Consider the following 19,113-nt stretch of genomic DNA (forward strand, 5'->3'; position numbering starts at 1 on the left):
TCAAAGTAATAGGAAGAGTCATAAAGACAAGTTGATGTTTTTTCTATACTCTAGCAGCATCCAGTTAGATAACCGATTAGGGTAAAGTTATGTTAGTTGTCGTTTCTCCAGCCAAAACACTTGATTACGAATCACCATTAGCGACTGAACGCTTTAGTCAGCCTGAGTTTGTTGAACACTCTGCTGAACTGATTGAAGAGTGCCGTAAACTGACGCCAGTCGATATTTCTGCACTGATGAAGGTGAGCGATAAAATCGCAGGGTTGAACGTAGCGCGCTTTGAGCAGTGGAGCGAGACCTTTACCCAAGACAACGCACGCCAAGCAATCCTAGCCTTTAAGGGCGATGTATACACTGGCTTAGATGCTGAGACGCTATCGGATGAAGATTTTGACTACGCACAAAATCACCTGCGCATGCTTTCTGGGTTATATGGCTTGCTTAAGCCGTTAGATTTGATGCAGCCTTACCGTCTAGAGATGGGGACACGCTTGGCGAATGCTCGTGGTACTAACTTGTACCAGTTCTGGGGCAACATCATTACAGACAAGCTGAATGAAGCGTTGAATGCTCAAGGCGACAATGTGCTGATCAACCTAGCATCTAACGAATACTTTAAAGCTGTGAAGCCGAAGAGCTTGGATGGCCAAGTGATTACCCCTGTATTCAAAGACTGCAAGAACGGTCAGTACAAGGTGATCAGTTTCTACGCGAAGAAAGCGCGTGGCATGATGGCTCGCTACATTATCGAGAACAAGATCGACTCGGTTGAAGCGCTGACTCAGTTTGATACAGCGGGTTACTACTTCGTTGAAGAAGAGTCGAACGCGAAAGAGCTTGTCTTCAAACGTGAAGAGCAAAACTAGACGTTATTGATTAATGGTCGTCACGCTCTATGGCGAGATGCCAACCAGATAGAGAAAAGCCCCATGCAGCGAACTGCATGGGGCTTTTTATTGAATCGTTGAAGCTATTAGATTATTTCTTCTTTGCTGCTTTCTTTTTCTTCGCGATTTTTTTCTTCTTCGCGATTTTTTGTTTCTCTACCGCTTTCTTATCTTCTTTCTTCGGTTTCTTCTTCTTAGTCACGGCCGCTTTCTTATGCGTAGGGCGCATGCCTTCGATGAAGCGTTCTTTGATTGGTTCGTCTGTGTAACGAGCCACACGCTCAATCATTAGTTGATCGTGCGCTTCAATGATAGAAACCGCGTTACCTTTTTTACCAGCACGAGCAGTACGGCCAATACGGTGTAGGTATACGTCAGCAGTACGTGGCATGTCGTAGTTGATTACGTGGCTTACGTCTGGAAGGTCGATACCACGCGCCGCAACGTCAGTCGCTAGTAGCACGTTTACAGAGCCGTCACGGAAACGAGCAATCGCGTTGTTACGACGATCTTGAGGCATTTCACCTTGGATCCATGCACATGGGATTTGCGCGCTTTCAAGTTGAGCTCGTAGATCTCCTAGACGATCACGCGTCTTCAAGAATACGATGCTGCGCTCAGCTTGCTCTGTGATGACGTGCTTTAGGATGTTCAGCTTGTGCTCTGCTGTATCTGCACGGTGGTACCACTGAGTGATCTTCTTACGCTCACGAAGTGATGATTTCGCATCGATCTCTGCTGGGTTTTTCAGTAGATCTTCAGTGAAGCCTTCAATGCCTTTACCTTCTAGCGTTGCTGAGAACAGTAAAGTTTGTTTACGCCAGCGACACTCTGCAGACAGACGGTCAACAACAGGACCAAAGCCCATGTCTAGCATACGGTCGGCTTCATCTAGAACCAGCCATTCAATTGCACGACAGTCAAAACGCTCGCCTTCAATGTATTCCATCAAACGACCAGGTGTTGCTACTACGATATCTTGAGTTGTGCTTAAGATATCTGCGTGCTCTTGGTACATAACACCGCCCGTGATCGTGAAGATATTTAGGCTAGTGTATTTAGCAAGCTCACGTGCTTGTTCGGTGATCTGCATTGCTAGCTCACGCGTTGGCGTCAGGATAAGCATACGAGCAGGGCCAGATTTCTTACGTGGGAAATCCAGTAGGTATTGCAGTGCTGGCAATACAAATGATGCTGTTTTACCAGTACCTGTTGGCGCAGAAGCCAAAACGTCTCTTCCATCTAACGCTTGTGGGATTGCTTCAGCTTGTATCTGTGTTGGACGTTCGTAGCCCATTTCGTCAATTGCTTTAAGCAGCTCTTGGTTTAGATCGAGTTCTGCAAAGGTTCTGATCACTGTTGTTTCTCCACAAGCAATAAATGTTTCTGCCTCAAAAAGCAGACGATAAAAAAGAGTAGTCGGACATTATAGAAGCATTAGTGATTAGGATCACATGGTATTTGCTACATCTTGAGATAAAAATCTTTCGTGAGCGCAATAAATGCTTCGCTATAACCACCTTGATGGTGAATTGTAAGCGATTCGCGCTGCAAATCTTGCTCGCAGGCAGGATCTTTAGATAACTCAAATAGAATTCGGCTAGCCGGTTTCTTGTCTGTTGTTCTCACATCAAGGCGTTTTGCTAGATACCAACCACATTGCTCGGCAAGCTTGATAAAACCTTCCCCCTCAGGCGTCGGTAGGATGAAACTGGCCGTCGCGGCTTCGGTTGTGATCTCGAAACAACGTTGAGCAAGCGCTAGGTGATCCAAGCTGTCGGTGTGTCTGGCAGTGGCTCTTTGGCTTTGCTGCGCCTGTTCTCCAGAGTTGAAGTAGGGCGGGTTACAGATGATCGCATCAAACTTCTGTGGAAAGCTTGCCGATAACACACTGTCGTGATGAAGCGAGACACGATTTTGCCAAGGCGACTGCTCAATATTGACAGTGGCAGCATCAATGGCGTGTTGATCAATATCTATCGCAGAGATTGAAGCATCCTCAAAACGCTGCGCAGCCATCAAGGCCAGCAGACCTGTTCCTGTTCCAATATCGAGTACACATGATCTTTGTGGCAGGCTTACCCACGCGCCAAGTAACACGCCATCGGTACTGACTGGCATACCGCTTTGCCCGCCGTAAATTGAGAATTGCTTAAAATTGAAGCTTTTAGTTTGCACTGTTTTGTCTTTCATTAATGTTCTGAGTATCAAGATATTTTAAGTGATTAGCTCTAATGTTAACCGCTTGTATGAATCAATGTTCTGCTTGGGAAAATATTGTTGTGAATTATGGTTAGTTTATAATTGTGGCTATTTTTCCATAGCCAGTGTAATCAACTGCTTTTTGTTCTCATATGCAAATTTATATGGTGTTTTTGTGTGGTGACTTGCAGCTAGCCAAGTGTTTCGTCATTATGCGCGACTATTTTATAGATTGATTGGCAGCTTTTAGCTGTAACATTCATGTAAGCACAACATAAACTCATAAATATAATTAAGGATTATCTGTGAAACAGAGTCTAAAACTAACAGATATAATGGCATTGGGCTTTATGCTTTTTGCGTTTTTCTTGGGTGCGGGTAACATCATCTTCCCACCTCTAGCTGGCCAATTAGCCGGTGATCACTTCCTTCCAGCGATGTCTGGTTTTCTGCTGACTGCCGTTGGTCTGCCGTTAATCACTATCGTCGCGGTCGCTGTGGCTGGTGGCTCTTGGGGTCACTTAACTAAAGATCTTCCAAAGCAAGCTGCAACTATCATGGCTGTTCTGATCTTTATCATTATCGGTCCTGCATTTGCTGCACCACGTACTGGCCTTGTTGCCTATGAGATGGCGGTGAAACCGTTCTTCATCGATGCCTCTCAAGCTCACCTAACTCTCTTTTCGATTGCATTTTTTGTAGTAGCGATGTTCTTCTCATGGTCGCAAGGTAAGCTTATTGACGTTATTGGCAAGGTACTGACACCTGCACTGTTCGTTGGTTTGGTTGTACTGGCGATTGCTGTGTTCGTTAACCCTCAAGGTGATATTCTTGCGGCTCACGGTGAGTACATCACTCAACCACTGACCAAAGGTTTCCTTGAAGGCTACAACACCATGGATACTTTTGCTTCTTTGATGTTTGGTATGCTGATTGTTGATGCGATTCGTAGCAAGGGCATTACTGACCGTGCTGCGACGACTAAGTACCTAATTAGCGCGGGTTGTATTGCCGCAGCGGGTCTAGCGTTTGTTTACATCTCTCTATTCTTCCTAGGCGCAACAAGTGCAACAGTAGCAGCCGGTGCAGACAATGGCGGTGCTATCTTAAGCCTATACGTTCAATCGTTGTTTGGTCCTTCTGGTCAGCTAGTGCTTTCTGTGATCGTACTATTAGCGTGTCTAACAACGGCGATTGGTCTTGTGTCAGCATGTTCGGATTACTTCAGCTCGCTAACGCCTCTGTCTTACAAGACTTGGGTAATCATCAACGGTGTGGCTTGTGCAACCGTTGCAAACGTTGGTCTTTCTCAACTGATTTCTCTGTCTGTTCCAGTACTATTTGCATTGTACCCAGTCGCTATCGCGTTGGTTGCTCTGACATTCTTGCGTAGCCGTTTCCCTAATCCAAAAGTGGCTTACCGCGTAGTAGTATTAGTGTCACTGCTGTTTGCTCTTATTGATGGCGCTAAAGTAGCGGGTGTAGACGTGTCTGCACTTAAGATGCTGCCACTGTTTGAGATCGGTATGGGTTGGTTGCTTCCAACGACTGCTGCAATCATCTGTATGTTCTTCGTTGGTAAATCAACAGAGCAAGAGATGGCTGAGGAGACTGTTTAATCTTCCGTTGAGATTAGATTGTTCTTCGAGATGAAATAGAAAAGGCCTCATTACTTCGCAGTAATGAGGCCTTTTTGTATTCTGTGGTCTTTTTATATTCAGCTACTTAGTTAGGTGTACTTCTGTTTGGTTATAGCTTTTCGCTGTACTCAACCAGTACTTGCTCAACCCAGCTTGCGATACGGTCATCGCTAAGCTCGTATTGTGAATCTTCATCAAGCGCCAAACCAACGAATTGAGATTGGTCTTCCGTTAACGCTTTAGACGCTTCGAACTCGTAGCTGTCGTCGTTTGGCCAGAAGCCAACAAACTCTGCTCCAGCGGTTTTCAGTTCATCATGCAACAGACCCATCGCATCAAGGAACCATTCGCCGTAGCCTTCTTGGTCACCTAAACCAAACAGAGCCACAACCTTGCCTTTCATTGGCGTGGTTGCGATGTCTTCCCACAGTTCATTCCAATCTTCTTGGATTTCACCGAAGTCCCAAGTCGAGATGCCCAGCAATAAAAGGTCGTAGTCCGCCATCAATGAAAGAGGGGTTTCTTTCACGTTATGGATATCAACTAGGTCTTCACCAATAATGCCGCGAATTTTCTCTGCTGCCATTTCTGTGTAGCAGGTGGTTGAGCCGTAAAATAATCCAATTTTCATAGCAAACGTTCGATTTTAATTTCAGATGGCGAATTCTAACCATAAATCGACTTCGATTGCAGCGATTATCCGCTCAAGTCGTAATTTTTATGGCATTCATATTTGCTCTGGCATACTCTCAAAACAGTTTCCAATATTGTGAGTAACACTATGCAGTCGCCTCAAGGGCAGAGCGAAGACCACGGTCTCGTTGAGCAGTTTTTAGATGCTATGTGGATGGAGCGAGGATTATCGGAGAATACGCTTGTCTCGTACCGTACCGATTTGTCCAAGTTATTAGCGTGGATGGAAAAGAACAATTACCGCCTCGACTTCATTAGCCTTTCAGGTTTACAGGATTATCAAGGCTGGTTAGCCGACGCTGATTTTAAGCAGACTTCTCGTGCCCGTATGTTGTCGGCGATTCGTCGCTTGTTCCAATACTTACACCGCGAGAAAATTAGAGGTGATGATCCAAGTGCTTTGTTGATCAGCCCGAAGTTGCCGCAACGCTTGCCGAAAGATTTGAGCGAAGAGCAGGTTGATGCTTTGCTTGATGCGCCAGATCCGAACGATCCGATTGAGCTTCGCGATAAGGCGATGCTTGAGTTACTCTATGCAACGGGTTTGCGTGTGACAGAACTGGTTAGCTTGACGATGGAAAACATTAGCCTAAGACAGGGCGTGGTGCGTGTTATTGGTAAGGGTGGTAAAGAGCGCTTAGTACCCATGGGCGAAAATGCGGTCGATTGGATAGAGACTTTTATTGAACAAGGTCGTCCACATCTACTTGGCGAAAACAGTTCTGATGTGGTTTTTCCGAGTAAACGCGCCAAGCAAATGACCCGTCAGACGTTCTGGTATCGTATCAAGCACTACTCGGTCGTCGCCGGTATCGACACAGAATTGTTGTCACCCCACGTATTGAGACACGCTTTTGCGACGCATTTACTGAACTATGGCGCAGATCTCAGGGTCGTACAGATGTTACTTGGGCATAGTGACTTATCGACAACCCAAATTTATACTCACGTGGCGACTGAAAGGCTGAAGCAAATTCACGCGCAGCATCACCCACGTGCTTAAATCCATTTATTTTTAAGGTGAACTTAATGAGCGTATTACGCCGTCTTCCTCTACTAGCGCTTCCTCTTATGATTACTGCATGTAATGCATCAGAAGCGAAAGTAGAAACAACGTCAACAGCCGTAGAAGCTGCTCCTGCTCAAGCTATTGATACTGCAGCGTTAACTAAGCGTTTTGAAAAGATCGGCATTAAGGTCGATAAGATTGTTCCTTCGGATATCGATGGTCTTTTAGAAGTTCAAACCAACAGCGGCATTATCTTTTCTTCTCCTAAGGGCGACCATTTTCTAGCCGGTACACTTTACTCTTTGGATGACAACGGTAAGTTCAGTGATGTTTTGGCTGAGCGTCAAGCTCCGTTGAATGCTGAAAAAGTAGCAGCAATGTCGGATACGGTTATCGAATATAAAGCTGATAACGAAAAGTACGTTGTGACGGTATTTACGGATATTACCTGTGGCTACTGTGTTCGTCTGCACAGCCAAATGCAGGGCTACAACGATCTGGGTATTACCGTTCGTTACATGGCTTACCCGCGTCAAGGCGCGACAGGACAAGTTGCTGATCAAATGGCGGCAATCTGGGCGTCAGATGATCCAAAAACAGCTATGCATGACGCTAAAGTAAATCGTCAAATGCCAGCGTCTGGTAAAGACCTAGCAGAGCAGAAGCAGATCATTGCTAAACAATACCAATTGGGTCGTGAGCTTGGCATCAATGGTACACCGGCTATCGTACTAGCAAGTGGTGAGTTGGTGAGTGGTTACTTGCCGCCAGCACAACTTCTTCAACGTTTAGAGCAATAATCTCGTTTTCTGTATTGCCATTTATCCCCCATGTTTTTGATTTAAGGAGAGGCCTGATTGATATCGGGCCCATTTTTATATGATAGAGATCCAACGCCGTCCAGAGGTCGACATTTCAGTCTTACCTGCTCACTTACCTGACTTATTAAAGCGTATTTATGTGAGTCGTGGAATCGACAGTGCTGACCAACTAGAGACAGCAGCGAAAGGCTTGCACTCTTATCAAAAACTGGGTGGCATTGATGCTGCGGTTGAACTGTTGTTCAAGGCCATTCAGCAGCAAAAACGCATCATCATTGTTGGTGACTTTGATGCCGATGGCGCAACCAGTTCAGCGTTGTCCGTACTTGCTCTACGTATGTTGGGCAGTTCTAACGTCGATTATCTGGTACCAAACCGTTTTGAAGATGGTTATGGCTTGAGCCCTGAGGTTGTCGAACAGGCAATCGAGCTTGGCGCCGAAGTGATCATGACGGTTGATAACGGTGTCTCTTCTATTGAAGGTGTTCGCTTCGCTAAAGAGAAAGGACTAGAGGTTCTGGTTACCGACCATCACTTGCCGGGCAATGAACTGCCAATGGTCGATGCGATGGTTAACCCAAACCTTGAGAGCTGTGCTTTTCCTTCGAAAGCCCTAGCGGGTGTTGGTGTCGCTTTTTATCTGATGATGGCATTGTGTGTTCACATGCGTAAGTTGGGTTGGTTTGCAGAGCGCGGCATGACAGAACCTAAGTTGATGGAATTGATTGACCTTGTGGCGCTGGGTACGGTTGCCGACGTGGTCCCACTCGACGAAAACAACCGAATTTTAGTGCATCAAGGTTTGCAACGTATTCGTGCGGGTAAAGCTCGTCCGGGTATTCAAGCCTTGATCGAAATCGCTAAGCGAGACGCTAAGCGTTTGGTGGCGTCTGATTTTGGCTTTGCTCTTGGTCCTCGTATCAATGCAGCTGGTCGATTGGATGACATGTCTTTTGGTGTTGAGCTACTAATGAGTAACAACATCCATGCGGCGCGTCGAATGGCAAGTGAACTGGATGGTTTGAACCAAACACGTAAAGAGATCGAAGAGGGCATGAAACAAGAAGCGATGGCTTTTTGTGAGCGCCTTGAGTTTGGTAAAGACGACCTGCCTTCTGGTTTAGCCTTGTTCCAACGCGATTGGCATCAAGGTGTGATTGGTATCTTGGCTTCGCGTATCAAAGACAAATACCACCGCCCAGTGATTGCGTTTGCAGATGGCGGCGAAGGCAGTATCAAAGGTTCATGTCGCTCAATTCCAGGTTTGCACATGCGTGATGCTTTGGACCGAATCGACACTCAAAACCCAGGCTTGATTCTTAAGTTTGGTGGCCACGCAATGGCGGCTGGCTTAACCATCATGGAAAAGGACTTTGAACGCTTCAGCAAGTTGTTCAATGATGTTGTGAAGAATGAACTTGGAGAAACAGCACTGAAGGGCATTATCTTGTCTGATGGTGAGCTGTTACCAGAAGAGTTCTCTATGCACACCGCTGAAACGCTGCGTTCAGGTGGCCCGTGGGGACAAGCTTTCCCTGAGCCAATTTTCGATGGTGAGTTTAAAGTGCTGCACCAAAAGCTGGTGGGTGAAAAACACCTTAAGCTGATGCTCGAGCCGCTCTACAAAGGCCACCCTACCAATGTGATGATTGATGGTATTGCCTTTAACGTCGACCTACGTCGCTGGCCTGATGCATCAGTAAAAACCGTTCATCTTGCATTTAAGCTCGATATCAACGAATTTCGTGGTAACCAATCGTTGCAGCTGATGATCGATCATATCGAAGCCAAATAGTTATTTTGGGCTCAATAATGCTCATCATCTAGCGCTAAATTCAACAAGCTCTGTTCAAAAACAGGGCTTGTTTTCCTTCCTGCCCTTACAAATTCTACGTGTTTCTTCTGCCTGTCAATTTTATATCCCATTAAGTTGTTGAATCTTGGTTCACCACTCTAAAAAATTCTGTATCTCCGTCACACTTTTGAGTACAATTCTTCGGTTAAATTCTACTCATAAATGATGAGCTAAAATGTTTGAAATCAATCCTATAAAAAACCGTCTGCAGGATGTGTCTGAGCGCACAAATATCCTGAGGGGGTATCTTTGACTATGACGCTAAGAAAGAGCGTCAAGAAGAAGTAAACGCAGAATTAGAACAACCGGATGTATGGAACGAACCTGAGCGTGCTCAAGCGCTAGGTAAAGAACGTTCTGCATTGGAAGCGGTAGTAGAAACGATCGACCAACTTGACCAAGGTGTTGAGGATGTTGATGGCCTATTAGAGCTTGCGGTTGAAGAAGAAGATCAAGAAACGTTCGATGAAATTGAACCTGAACTGGCCGAGCTTGAAGCTAAGCTAGAGAAGCTGGAATTCCGTCGTATGTTCTCTGGTGATCACGATGCATCAGATTGCTACATCGATTTACAGTCAGGTTCGGGCGGTACAGAAGCTCAAGACTGGACTTCAATGATGTTGCGCATGTACTTACGTTGGGCAGATTCGAAAGGCTTCAAGACTGAAGTTATCGAAGTGTCTGATGGCGATGTTGCTGGCCTTAAAGGCGCAACGGTACGTATCTCTGGTGAGTATGCTTACGGCTGGTTACGTACAGAGACTGGTGTTCACCGTCTAGTTCGTAAATCACCATTTGATTCAAGTGGTCGTCGTCATACTTCATTTGCATCTGCGTTTATCTATCCTGAGATTGATGACAACATTACGATCGACATTAATCCTTCTGACCTACGTATTGACGTATACCGTGCCTCTGGCGCTGGTGGTCAGCACGTAAACACCACGGAATCGGCGGTACGTATTACTCACGTTCCGACCAACACCGTGGTTCAGTGTCAGAATGACCGTTCGCAGCATAAGAACAAAGATCAAGCGATGAAGCAGCTACGTGCTAAGCTTTTTGAACTTGAGATTCAAAAACAAAATGCTGAAAAACAAGCGAGCGAAGAAACGAAATCAGACATCGGTTGGGGCAGTCAGATCCGCTCTTACGTACTGGATGATTCTCGTATCAAAGATTTACGCACCGGCATCGAAAACCGTAATACTCAAGCGGTTCTTGACGGTGACTTAGACAAGTTTATTGAAGCTAGCCTGAAATCAGGTCTGTAAGCTTTATCAACTATTAAGCTTTACCAATAATATTGGTAAAAATGCCTATATTTGCAAAAATATAGCGGTCCAAATTTTAAAAGCAGGGTACATCTCTAATGACTGATGCTGTTCAAAACGAAAACGCACAAGAAGCTTCTTCACCTGAAGAGAACAAACTAATCGCTGAGCGCCGCAGCAAGCTGGATCACATCCGCCAAAACTGCAAAGCTAACGGTCACCCAAATGACTTCCGTCGTGAGCACCTAGCTGGCGATCTTCAAGCGGAATTCGGTGAGAAGACTAAGGAAGAGCTAGAAGAGCTTAACCACATCGTTGCGATCGCTGGTCGTGTTATGGCGAAGCGTGGTCCATTCCTTGCGATTCAAGAAACTTCTGGTCGTATCCAAGCATACGCAGCGAAAGACGTACAAAAAGTACTGAAAGAGAAGTACCAAGGCCTAGATATCGGTGACATCATCGGTGTTAAAGGTGCGCTTCACAAATCAGGTAAAGGCGACCTTTACGTGAACATGGAAGAGTTTGAATTGCTGACTAAAGCACTTCGTCCTCTACCAGAGAAGTTCCACGGTCTAACTGACCAAGAGATGCGTTACCGTCAGCGTTACGTTGACCTAATCGTGAACGAAGATTCTCGCAATGCATTTATCGTGCGTTCTAAGCTTGTATCTTCAATCCGTAACTTCATGAGCGCGAAAGGCTACCTAGAAGTTGAAACGCCAATGATGCACGTGATCCCGGGTGGCGCAACTGCACGTCCATTCATCACTCATCACAATGCACTAGACATCGACATGTATCTACGTGTTGCACCAGAGCTTTACCTTAAGCGTCTAGTGGTTGGTGGTTTTGATCGTGTATTCGAGATCAACCGTAACTTCCGTAACGAAGGTCTATCTCCACGTCACAACCCAGAATTCACAATGATGGAATTCTACCAAGCGTACTCTGACTACAAAGACCTTATGGATCTGACAGAAGAGATGCTAAGCACGGCAGCAATGGACGTTCTTGGTTCTACTTCTATGCCTTACGGTGACGAAACGGTTGAGTTCGGTGGCACTTACGCTCGAATGAGCATGTTCGATGCAATCAAGCACTACAACCCTGAGCACGCTGAGATTCAAGCGCTAACAGAAGCAGACCTACAAGACCGTGAGAAGATGGTTGCTATCGCAAAATCTGTACACGTAGACGTAGAAACGTTCTGGACATGTGGTCAGCTTCTAGAAGAGATCTTTGGTGAAACGGCTGAGCCTCAGCTAATTCAACCAACGTTCATCACTGGCTACCCAGCGGACATCTCTCCTCTAGCACGTCGTAGCGATGACAACCCATTCTTCACAGACCGTTTTGAGTTCTTCATCGGTGGCCGTGAAGTTGCGAATGGTTTCTCTGAGCTTAACGATGCACAAGACCAAGACGAGCGTTTCAAAGCGCAAGTTAACGCGAAAGACGCGGGTGACGACGAAGCAATGTACTACGATGCAGACTACATTACTGCACTAGAGCACGGCCTACCGCCAACAGCAGGTCAAGGTATCGGTATCGACCGTCTAGCAATGCTATTTACAAACACGCACACAATCCGTGACGTGATCTTGTTCCCGGCAATGCGTCCACAAGCGTAATTCTCGCTTATAGGGCGTAACAGCCTATGTAATTAAAAAGCCACCTTCGGGTGGCTTTTTCTGTTTTTGGGCTTCAAAACCTAGTCTGTACCGCACTCTTGATTCGAAAAATCGTTATTTCTGACATAGTCTTACTATTGAGACATAAAATCTAAGATAGTCTCACTACTATACGCCTCTGCGCTGAATACGATCTCGCGGCATTTTGTCGAACGATGAAGCAGTGATTCGTATTAGCCTGATTTAAATAAAAATAGAATAAGGAAGAAGGATGGGAACTCAATTTAAGATGGATTCCTTACCAGGTTCTCTTATCGTCGTTGGTGGTGCGTACGAACCCTGGTTATCAGTGTTAGAACAAGTGGGTTGGCAGTGTACCCAGTGTGCAGATTTACGAAAAGCCGATGCCTTGATTGCTGATATTGGCCCATGTATTGGTATTGTCGATCTTAGTCATGATGAGTTCAGTCTCAACGGTATTGCTAACCTTGTGAGCAATAACAAGCAGGTGAGATGGCTCGCCTTTATCCGTGAATCGCAATTAAGCTCTGATACTATCTGCCAGTTTATCGTTAACTTCTGTATCGACTTTTTCACGGCGCCAATCCCAGATGCTCAGTTGCTGAGTACCATTGGTCACCAACTGGGTATGCTGAAGCTTGAGCAGAAAGTATGGCCAAACTACGGCATTAACAACAATATGGGCCTGCTGGGCGACTCTGTGGCTGTGAAGCGCTTGAGAGACCAAGTGAAGCGTATTGGGCCGACTGATGTCAGTATCTTGATTTATGGCGAGAGCGGAGCTGGTAAAGAGACGATTGCACGCTCGATTCACCAAAACTCGTCGCGAGCACAGAAGCCATTTTTAACGGTTAACTGTCGTGCCTTGTCTGAAATGAGAATAGAGGCCGAGGTCTTTGGTATTTCAGCACAGCCAGCGACAGCGCCTTGTATGTTGGAAGAAGCCGATGGCGGAACCATCTTGCTTAATGATGTTTTAGCGATGCCACGCAATCAACAACTGAATCTGTTGCGCTTTTTACAAGAGGGTAAGATTGAAACCGCTAATGGACCTAAATCCGTTGATGTGCGTATTCTGGCCGCGAACTCCTCTGATATCGAGAAGGCGTTGATTGAGGGCGATTTTAATGAAGAGCTCTATCACTACATTAATGTTCTGCGTATTCATGTTCCGAGCTTAAAAGAACGTGTGAGTGATATTTCAGTACTGGCTAATCACTTTCTGCGTGAGTACTCGAAAGAGTTTAATGCTCAAGCGAAGAGCTTTTCAGACGATGCTATCCGTTCGATGAATCGCTACCATTGGCCTGGAAATGTGCGTGAGCTGATGAATCAGATTAAGCGTGTTGTGTTGATGTCTGATGCGGTGATCATTGAGGATCACCAACTCGATTTACCAAAACAGAATGATGAACGCCGAAGTTTGAAGAGTATTCGTGAGCGTTCAGAGCGCGATGCACTGCTGATTGTGTTGGAGTCTTACGGCGGTCAGGTTTCGTTGGCAGCTAAAGAACTTGGCGTATCACGAGCAACTATGTACCGATTGCTCAATAAACACAGCCTAATCTCTGAAGGGGTTGTTTAGACTCTTTTCTACATGACTTTATTCAGTCACTGTAAATGAAAGGCCACGTATCTACGTGGCTTTTTTGTTTCTGAAGGATAGCCAGTTCTTTTCTAGCTCAGCCGAAGATAGATATGCTGTGATTTTATATAATCATAGTGAATATGTTATATTTAAATGAATATGCAACTGATATTTTGGGTAAATGCATTGTTTTGAAAATGTTAACCAATTATCGGTTGAATAATATACTCACTTGGTTAGACTTTACCCGTGAAAGCAGAGATTTAACAAATACTTGTCTGCTTTTACTACCTCATTTCTTTTTGGATTTTTTAGTTAGCTTGGAGGCGCAAATGAAACATTTCGATTTTATACAGCATATTTGCGCGTCGTTTGATCCGTGTACTGACATGGTGACTGATATGTCACAAACACCAGCCATGGCCGATCGAAACACCCAAGATAAACCTAACTAATAGATCCGTATCCTTATTTGGCTGCGGAAAAATAGCAGCTAAATGAGAAGCCCTCACACTATCTAACACGCTATTTTTCCTCAGTTTATTCAACAACTGGAGAGTTATTATGCGTCACTCAGTATATTTAAAATTAGCAACAGTCCTTATCCGTGCCGATCTTCGTCGTGAAGAGCGTGAATGGCAACGAAAAGTTCGTCGTAGTTCATATGATCTACCATGGAACAATACTCACTTATTAAGAGATATTGGTCTTGAGGCTGACGGTCGACCTATTGGTTTTTCTGAACCAGAAGTTGTCACTATTGAACGTCGAGTACGTCACCTTCGTCGTGTCCTAAGTGCGCGAATACCGACGTAATCTGCGGGGTTGATAGCACCGTTCAACCCCTAAGATAAGTCACAGTGATAGTTATGGCGTCGAAAGTGCAAACTTTTGAACTAGAACTGGTCAAATAAGAGAAGCTCTTGCTTCTCTTTTTTGCTTTTTTAAGCCGTTATCTATGCTTTTTTAAGTTGTTATCTAGTAAAGGAAAAGAGTTCTACTAAGCTTTATAGAGCAAGGGAGGCTGGCTATGCAGAAGCATCAATTAGACATGTGGTTACATGGAGAGCATAAAGACTCTTATCAAACTCCAAAAGTGTACGTTATAGGCTGTTCTGATATCTCAGAATATCTACTGGCGGTGGAGTACAAACACAAGCTAGAACCGGTAAAGCAAGACGGCGAGCCGCTTCACTTTGGATCCTTGGATCAAGTGAAAGAGGAGTTACTCCGGCTCGGCTTTGAAAAGGCGTATCTTCGCCTACATAACGCGTATGATGAGTTTGGTAATGAGCCAAGCCAAAGCTACTGTGACATTGAACTGGCGCTTAAACCTCATTAAGAGAGCGTTTGTTGCTAGAGATTGATTCTAATTGCAGGCTCTTTTGTAACGCATTGAGAGTTTTCGCTACCGAGGCTCGATTAAACGATCTATGCGTAATGTGTTGTCAGCAATTTGTGGGTGAATTGAGTTCGTAGATAGAAACCACGTGGTTTAGTTTTGATAGGTTTTCCACTTGCACCGTAAGCTTCGGTTAACACTCGACTGTTGGCAGCTTTTGGACGTAAATGCAGTGCTTCACCGTGTCTTGCAGTTATTTGCTCCACATTGCCTAACACGATCAATTCCATTAGTTCTTCCCAATCTCTTTTCAAGAGTTCGTCTTCAGCTTGGCTAGGTGTCCATAATAAAGGGGATCCTACATGCCTCTCTGCTAACGGGATCTCTCTTTCTCCCTCGACAGGGATCCACAACACCTTAGACAGCTTGTTTCGAACGTGGCTGGTTTCCCAAGTTATGCCTTGCACACCCATCAAAGGCGCGACACACACAAAGGTGGTTTCGAGTGGCTTGCCAGAATAGCCAATCGGAATACTTTTTAGCTCGATCCCTAGCTTGGCAAAATCTTGTTCTGGCTTGCTGCCTGCAGGTGCACCCAAGTGCCATTCCAATAACTGCCCAACCCAGCCTTTATCACGCTTAAGGTCGTTTGGCATCCGCATCTCGGCTTCGTCGGCGAGTTCTTTAAAGGTCATTCCGGCGATGGCATACGCGCGCTCTAACAGCTCTTGTTGTGTTTGTGGTTCTGGTTTCATAATAAAAGGTATGATCAAAAAAACGATTTTATCAGAAGTTATCACCAAATGACGACTGGTTAAGAAATGATCTCCTTGCGAGAAAAGGGATCAAACTCAGGGTTATCCACAGGACATAAAGGTAATTAATTGAAATATTAATTTAGTGGATAAATAAACAGGGGTTTATGGTGGATAAAATGCTTGCCAAATGGGGTTCAAAATGAATCTTTCACTTGGTAGTGTGGATAAACATCGGAGTGGTTGATCTTTAACCATGTCGAATTTCTGAAAGATCTTTTACATTTCCAATGTTTTTTAAAACTAAGATATTATTTTAATTGGTTGATTTGTATGAATATAAATTAAGTTTTATTGATTTGTCGTTTTTTGTGTTGATGAATCTATGGATTAAAAAAAACGATTGCGGGTAATTCTTCACATAGTTATTCACAGAAAAGGTGAATAAATGTGGTCTATGTCTCACTATTGTGTGGGTAACTAGAATTTGAGCAAAACTTATCCATATCTTTAGTTATTATTCATAAATATAGCGCTTATCACGTCACTAAGTTTGCTCCGATTGGGGATATGTGGAAAAATCAGAGTAATTAAAAATTTAGATAGAGGTTGGCCAGTGATAGATGGCGATGGTTACCGATTAAATGTTGGTATTGTAATCTGTAACAACCATGGTCAGGTCTTCTGGGCTAAACGATACGGGCAACATTCATGGCAATTTCCTCAAGGGGGAATAGATGAAGGTGAGACTCCGGAACAGGCAATGTACCGCGAGTTGTATGAAGAGGTTGGCCTTACTAAAAAGGATGTAAAGATCGTCGCGACAAGTCGTCATTGGTTACGCTATAAGCTACCCAAACGACTGGTTCGGTGGGATTCTAAACCTGTCTGTATTGGACAAAAACAGAAGTGGTTTCTTTTGCGCTTAGATTGCGATGAATCGCATATCAATATGCAGCGTGGAAGTACACCTGAGTTTGATGGTTGGCGTTGGGTGAGTTACTGGTACCCAGTTCGACAAGTTGTTTCTTTCAAGCGAGATGTTTACCGTCGAGCGATGAAAGAGTTCGCATCTTTAGCAATGCCGTTTAAAGAGCGAAAAATAAAAGGAAAGCGCAAATTGCGTAGAGGTTAAGCATGCTCAGTCAACTAAGGGAAATAGTTGAACACGTATCAAGAGTTGAAGATGTGTCGACGGCTCTTGATATTTTGGTGAAAGAGACATGCAGTGCGATGCAGACGGAATGTTGCACCGTGTATTTGGCAAATAATGATATGCAGCGCCTTGAGTTGATGGCAACTCAAGGCCTGATCTTCAAAGGCAATAGCATTCACATTGGTTTTGACGAAGGTCTGGTTGGCCTTGTTAAAAGAAGTGCTGAACCTATCAACCTTGCACAAGCATCTGCTCACCCTGCTTATAAGTTTTTTCCAGAGCTTGGAGAAAACGTCTATCACTCTTTTCTCGGTACTCCGATTATCCACCGCAAGCAAGTACTCGGTGTATTGGTCATTCAACAGAAGACTCCGCGTTTATTCAGTGAGATGGAAGAATCTTTCCTTGTCACGCTCTCAGCACAACTTGCCGTTATTGTGGCGCACGCCCAAACTCAAGGTCATTGGCTGTTAGAGCAACAGAAGCTACCTGCGACTAAAGGTATTGCAGCTTCATCGGGCGTGGCGATTGGTGATTTATGGTGGGACAACACCCAGCCTGAACTTACCGATGTTTATCCTGCTTCGACGCTCAATGTAGAGAGAGAGCATGAGTTGTTGGCGGTAGCGGTTGAAAATGCCCTCAATGACTTTAAGCGCATGCGAAAGCGCTTAGATAGCGAAATCAATAAAGACGCATTAGCGATCTTTGACCTGTTTACTCACTTACTCAACGATCCTATGTTGCGTAAGGATCTAAAGAGTCAAATTCAGAAAGGCGATAAAGCCGATTGGGCATTAAGACAAGTGGTTGAGAGCTATTCGAACCGCTTTGCTCGTATGTCTGATGTGTACCTTCGTGAGAGAGCACAAGACATCCGAGAGCTCGGACAAAGGTTGCTCTATTTCCTCCATAACTCTGAACATGAACTCCGCACATTAGATAAGCCGATTATTCTAGTGGTTCGTGAGTTAACCGCTTCGGTATTAGCGTCTATTCCAAAAGAAAAGCTATTAGCTGTTATTTCCTTGGAAGGGGCGGCGAACTCGCATGCAGCGATTTTGTCTCGAGCGCTTGGCATACCTTCAGTCATGGGGGTAAATCTCAATCTAGCTCAAGCTAATGGCAAGCGAGCGATTGTGGATGGGTATAGCGGTGAGATCTTTATTGAGCCGACTAAAAACCTGCTTAAAGAGTATCGAGGGCTGATTCTAGAAGAGAGTGAGCTCTCCTCTATGGTCAATCGCGAGCTGTACCTACCGGCAAAAACGCAAGACGACAAGCAAGTAGAGATTCTACTTAATGCGGGTTTGAGTGCAGACACTAACATCGCCATCAACCAAGGTGTTGATGGAGTAGGGCTGTATCGAACTGAAATCTCTTTCTTGTTACAGCAAAGATTCCCGTCAGAGGATGAACAATTCAAGCAGTATCGTTCTGTGCTGGCAAGTTACCCTGAGAAACAAGTGGTGATGCGTACACTCGATATCGGTGGTGATAAGGCCTTACCTTATTTTCCTATCGAAGAGGACAATCCATTCCTTGGTTGGCGTGGTATTCGTTTTACGCTCGATCATCCAGATATCTTCATTATTCAACTGCGTGCCATGCTACGTGCGAGTTGTGAAAGCCATAACTTGAGCATTTTGCTGCCGATGATCTCTGGTGCTCAGGAATTGGATGACGCGCTACAACTGATTGAACAAGCGTATGACGAAGTGCATGAGCTTGATAACCGAGTGCGTATGCCTCGCGTTGGTATCATGATTGAAGTGCCATCCATGCTGTACATACTGCCGCTGATTGCGGATAAGGTCGACTTCGTTTCAGTCGGTACCAACGACTTAACCCAATATTTATTAGCGGTTGATCGGAACAATTCACGAGTATCCGATGTCTATGAATCAATGCACCCTGCGGTGATCATGGCATTAAAACAAATTCATGATACTTGTAAGCAATATCAATTACCTGTGTGTATTTGTGGCGAGTTAGCCGGTGACCCGATGGGCGCGCTGCTATTGATTGGATTGGGGTATGAGACGCTAAGTATGAATACCTCGAATGTCGCAAGAACCAAATATTTGATTCGTCAATCGAACTTGGCTGAATTACAGGATTTGGCAAATAAGGCACTTTCAAAACCGTATGGTAGTGACATCTATAGTATGATGCTGAACTATTTCGAAGAGCGTGAATTTACAGGCTTCATTCGAGCAGGTAAAAAATAGGATTTAAC

The 19,113-nt window shown here is 44.8% G+C and carries 17 protein-coding genes; 13 read left to right on the forward strand and 4 right to left on the reverse strand.

Annotated features, from left to right (window positions below; all coding sequences use genetic code 11):
* The first annotated feature begins 89 nt into the window (after positions 1-89).
* Positions 90-866 (forward strand): peroxide stress protein YaaA, encoded by a 777-nt coding sequence (yaaA, locus tag CWO13_RS13885; RefSeq protein WP_048662676.1) that lies wholly within the window; start codon positions 90-92, stop codon positions 864-866.
* 112 nt (positions 867-978) lie between these two features.
* Here the strand turns inward: yaaA and srmB are convergent, their stop codons facing one another.
* Positions 979-2,244 (reverse strand): ATP-dependent RNA helicase SrmB, encoded by a 1,266-nt coding sequence (gene srmB, locus CWO13_RS13890; protein ID WP_017059323.1) that lies wholly within the window; start codon positions 2,242-2,244, stop codon positions 979-981.
* Between the two features lie 107 nt (positions 2,245-2,351).
* Complete coding sequence (locus tag CWO13_RS13895; RefSeq protein WP_048662677.1) at positions 2,352-3,080, reverse strand: tRNA1(Val) (adenine(37)-N6)-methyltransferase; 729 nt, start codon at positions 3,078-3,080, stop codon at positions 2,352-2,354.
* Between the two features lie 314 nt (positions 3,081-3,394).
* Between CWO13_RS13895 and brnQ the strand changes: the two genes are divergently transcribed.
* Positions 3,395-4,708, forward strand: coding sequence for a branched-chain amino acid transport system II carrier protein (gene brnQ, locus CWO13_RS13900; protein ID WP_102432244.1), 1,314 nt, complete (start codon positions 3,395-3,397; stop codon positions 4,706-4,708).
* A gap of 130 nt (positions 4,709-4,838) precedes the next feature.
* On the opposite strand, the gene fldB is transcribed toward brnQ, so the two are convergent.
* Positions 4,839-5,360: a flavodoxin FldB gene (gene fldB / locus CWO13_RS13905; RefSeq protein WP_019820572.1), complete on the reverse strand. Its 522-nt coding sequence runs from the start codon at positions 5,358-5,360 to the stop codon at positions 4,839-4,841.
* Positions 5,361-5,510: 150 nt separating this feature from the next.
* Here fldB and xerD point away from each other — a divergent pair, with 150 nt between their 5' ends.
* The 9 genes from xerD (at position 5,511) to CWO13_RS13950 (ending at position 14,963) form a co-directional block, all read left to right on the forward strand.
* Positions 5,511-6,425, forward strand: a complete 915-nt coding sequence (gene xerD, locus CWO13_RS13910) for a site-specific tyrosine recombinase XerD (RefSeq protein WP_048658059.1) — start codon at positions 5,511-5,513, stop codon at positions 6,423-6,425.
* A 26-nt stretch (positions 6,426-6,451) separates the two neighbouring features.
* Entirely contained in the window at positions 6,452-7,231 is a 780-nt protein-coding gene (locus CWO13_RS13915) for a thioredoxin fold domain-containing protein (protein ID WP_017059328.1), read from the forward strand.
* 79 nt (positions 7,232-7,310) lie between these two features.
* The gene (recJ, locus tag CWO13_RS13920; RefSeq protein WP_017059329.1) at positions 7,311-9,047 is read left to right on the forward strand and encodes a single-stranded-DNA-specific exonuclease RecJ; all 1,737 of its coding nucleotides are present in this window, start codon (positions 7,311-7,313) and stop codon (positions 9,045-9,047) included.
* Positions 9,048-9,282: 235 nt separating this feature from the next.
* A protein-coding gene (prfB, locus tag CWO13_RS13925; protein ID WP_108083089.1) for a peptide chain release factor 2 occupies positions 9,283-10,381 on the forward strand; the annotation gives its coding sequence in 2 pieces (ribosomal slippage) (positions 9,283-9,357 and positions 9,359-10,381; 1,098 coding nt in all).
* Positions 10,382-10,479: 98 nt separating this feature from the next.
* Positions 10,480-12,012: a lysine--tRNA ligase gene (lysS, locus tag CWO13_RS13930; protein ID WP_017059330.1), complete on the forward strand. Its 1,533-nt coding sequence runs from the start codon at positions 10,480-10,482 to the stop codon at positions 12,010-12,012.
* Between the two features lie 271 nt (positions 12,013-12,283).
* Positions 12,284-13,618, forward strand: coding sequence for a cyclic-di-GMP-binding transcriptional regulator VpsR (vpsR, locus tag CWO13_RS13935; RefSeq protein ID WP_050053118.1), 1,335 nt, complete (start codon positions 12,284-12,286; stop codon positions 13,616-13,618).
* A gap of 335 nt (positions 13,619-13,953) precedes the next feature.
* Positions 13,954-14,076 carry a hypothetical protein gene (locus CWO13_RS23715; protein ID WP_258186384.1) on the forward strand — a complete coding sequence of 41 codons (123 nt, stop codon included), beginning with the start codon at positions 13,954-13,956 and terminating at the stop codon, positions 14,074-14,076.
* Positions 14,077-14,185: 109 nt separating this feature from the next.
* The gene (locus tag CWO13_RS13945) at positions 14,186-14,437 is read left to right on the forward strand and encodes a hypothetical protein (RefSeq protein WP_004735015.1); all 252 of its coding nucleotides are present in this window, start codon (positions 14,186-14,188) and stop codon (positions 14,435-14,437) included.
* A 214-nt stretch (positions 14,438-14,651) separates the two neighbouring features.
* Complete coding sequence (locus tag CWO13_RS13950; protein ID WP_004735016.1) at positions 14,652-14,963, forward strand: DUF6482 family protein; 312 nt, start codon at positions 14,652-14,654, stop codon at positions 14,961-14,963.
* 89 nt (positions 14,964-15,052) lie between these two features.
* Here CWO13_RS13950 and mutH read toward each other — a convergent pair whose 3' ends face one another.
* A complete protein-coding gene (gene mutH / locus CWO13_RS13955; RefSeq protein ID WP_055319051.1) occupies positions 15,053-15,718 on the reverse strand; it encodes a DNA mismatch repair endonuclease MutH in 666 nt (221 codons plus the stop codon).
* 616 nt (positions 15,719-16,334) lie between these two features.
* Between mutH and rppH the strand changes: the two genes are divergently transcribed.
* Both rppH and ptsP read left to right on the forward strand, forming a co-directional pair.
* On the forward strand, positions 16,335-16,853 hold the full coding sequence (gene rppH / locus CWO13_RS13960; RefSeq protein WP_017059335.1) for an RNA pyrophosphohydrolase: 519 nt from the start codon (positions 16,335-16,337) through the stop codon (positions 16,851-16,853).
* 2 nt (positions 16,854-16,855) lie between these two features.
* Complete coding sequence (ptsP, locus tag CWO13_RS13965) at positions 16,856-19,105, forward strand: phosphoenolpyruvate--protein phosphotransferase (protein WP_019820560.1); 2,250 nt, start codon at positions 16,856-16,858, stop codon at positions 19,103-19,105.
* The last annotated feature ends 8 nt before the right edge of the window (positions 19,106-19,113 follow it).

Source organism: Vibrio sp. ZF 223, from assembly GCF_003050585.1.
Lineage (GTDB): Bacteria > Pseudomonadota > Gammaproteobacteria > Enterobacterales > Vibrionaceae > Vibrio > Vibrio crassostreae.

What these genes read in the sequence shown, in the direction of transcription:
- CWO13_RS13915 (WP_017059328.1), top strand. Translation starts at nt 6,452, where the DNA reads ATGAGCGTATTACGCCGTCTTCCTCTACTAGCGCTTCCTCTTATGATT.
- recJ (WP_017059329.1), top strand. Translation starts at nt 7,311, where the DNA reads ATGATAGAGATCCAACGCCGTCCAGAGGTCGACATTTCAGTCTTACCT.
- CWO13_RS13950 (WP_004735016.1), top strand. Translation starts at nt 14,652, where the DNA reads ATGCAGAAGCATCAATTAGACATGTGGTTACATGGAGAGCATAAAGAC.
- yaaA (WP_048662676.1), top strand. Translation starts at nt 90, where the DNA reads ATGTTAGTTGTCGTTTCTCCAGCCAAAACACTTGATTACGAATCACCA.
- fldB (WP_019820572.1), bottom strand. Translation starts at nt 5,360, where the DNA reads ATGAAAATTGGATTATTTTACGGCTCAACCACCTGCTACACAGAAATG.
- CWO13_RS23715 (WP_258186384.1), top strand. Translation starts at nt 13,954, where the DNA reads ATGAAACATTTCGATTTTATACAGCATATTTGCGCGTCGTTTGATCCG.
- vpsR (WP_050053118.1), top strand. Translation starts at nt 12,284, where the DNA reads ATGGGAACTCAATTTAAGATGGATTCCTTACCAGGTTCTCTTATCGTC.
- xerD (WP_048658059.1), top strand. Translation starts at nt 5,511, where the DNA reads ATGCAGTCGCCTCAAGGGCAGAGCGAAGACCACGGTCTCGTTGAGCAG.
- CWO13_RS13895 (WP_048662677.1), bottom strand. Translation starts at nt 3,080, where the DNA reads ATGAAAGACAAAACAGTGCAAACTAAAAGCTTCAATTTTAAGCAATTC.
- mutH (WP_055319051.1), bottom strand. Translation starts at nt 15,718, where the DNA reads ATGAAACCAGAACCACAAACACAACAAGAGCTGTTAGAGCGCGCGTAT.
- CWO13_RS13945 (WP_004735015.1), top strand. Translation starts at nt 14,186, where the DNA reads ATGCGTCACTCAGTATATTTAAAATTAGCAACAGTCCTTATCCGTGCC.
- ptsP (WP_019820560.1), top strand. Translation starts at nt 16,856, where the DNA reads ATGCTCAGTCAACTAAGGGAAATAGTTGAACACGTATCAAGAGTTGAA.
- lysS (WP_017059330.1), top strand. Translation starts at nt 10,480, where the DNA reads ATGACTGATGCTGTTCAAAACGAAAACGCACAAGAAGCTTCTTCACCT.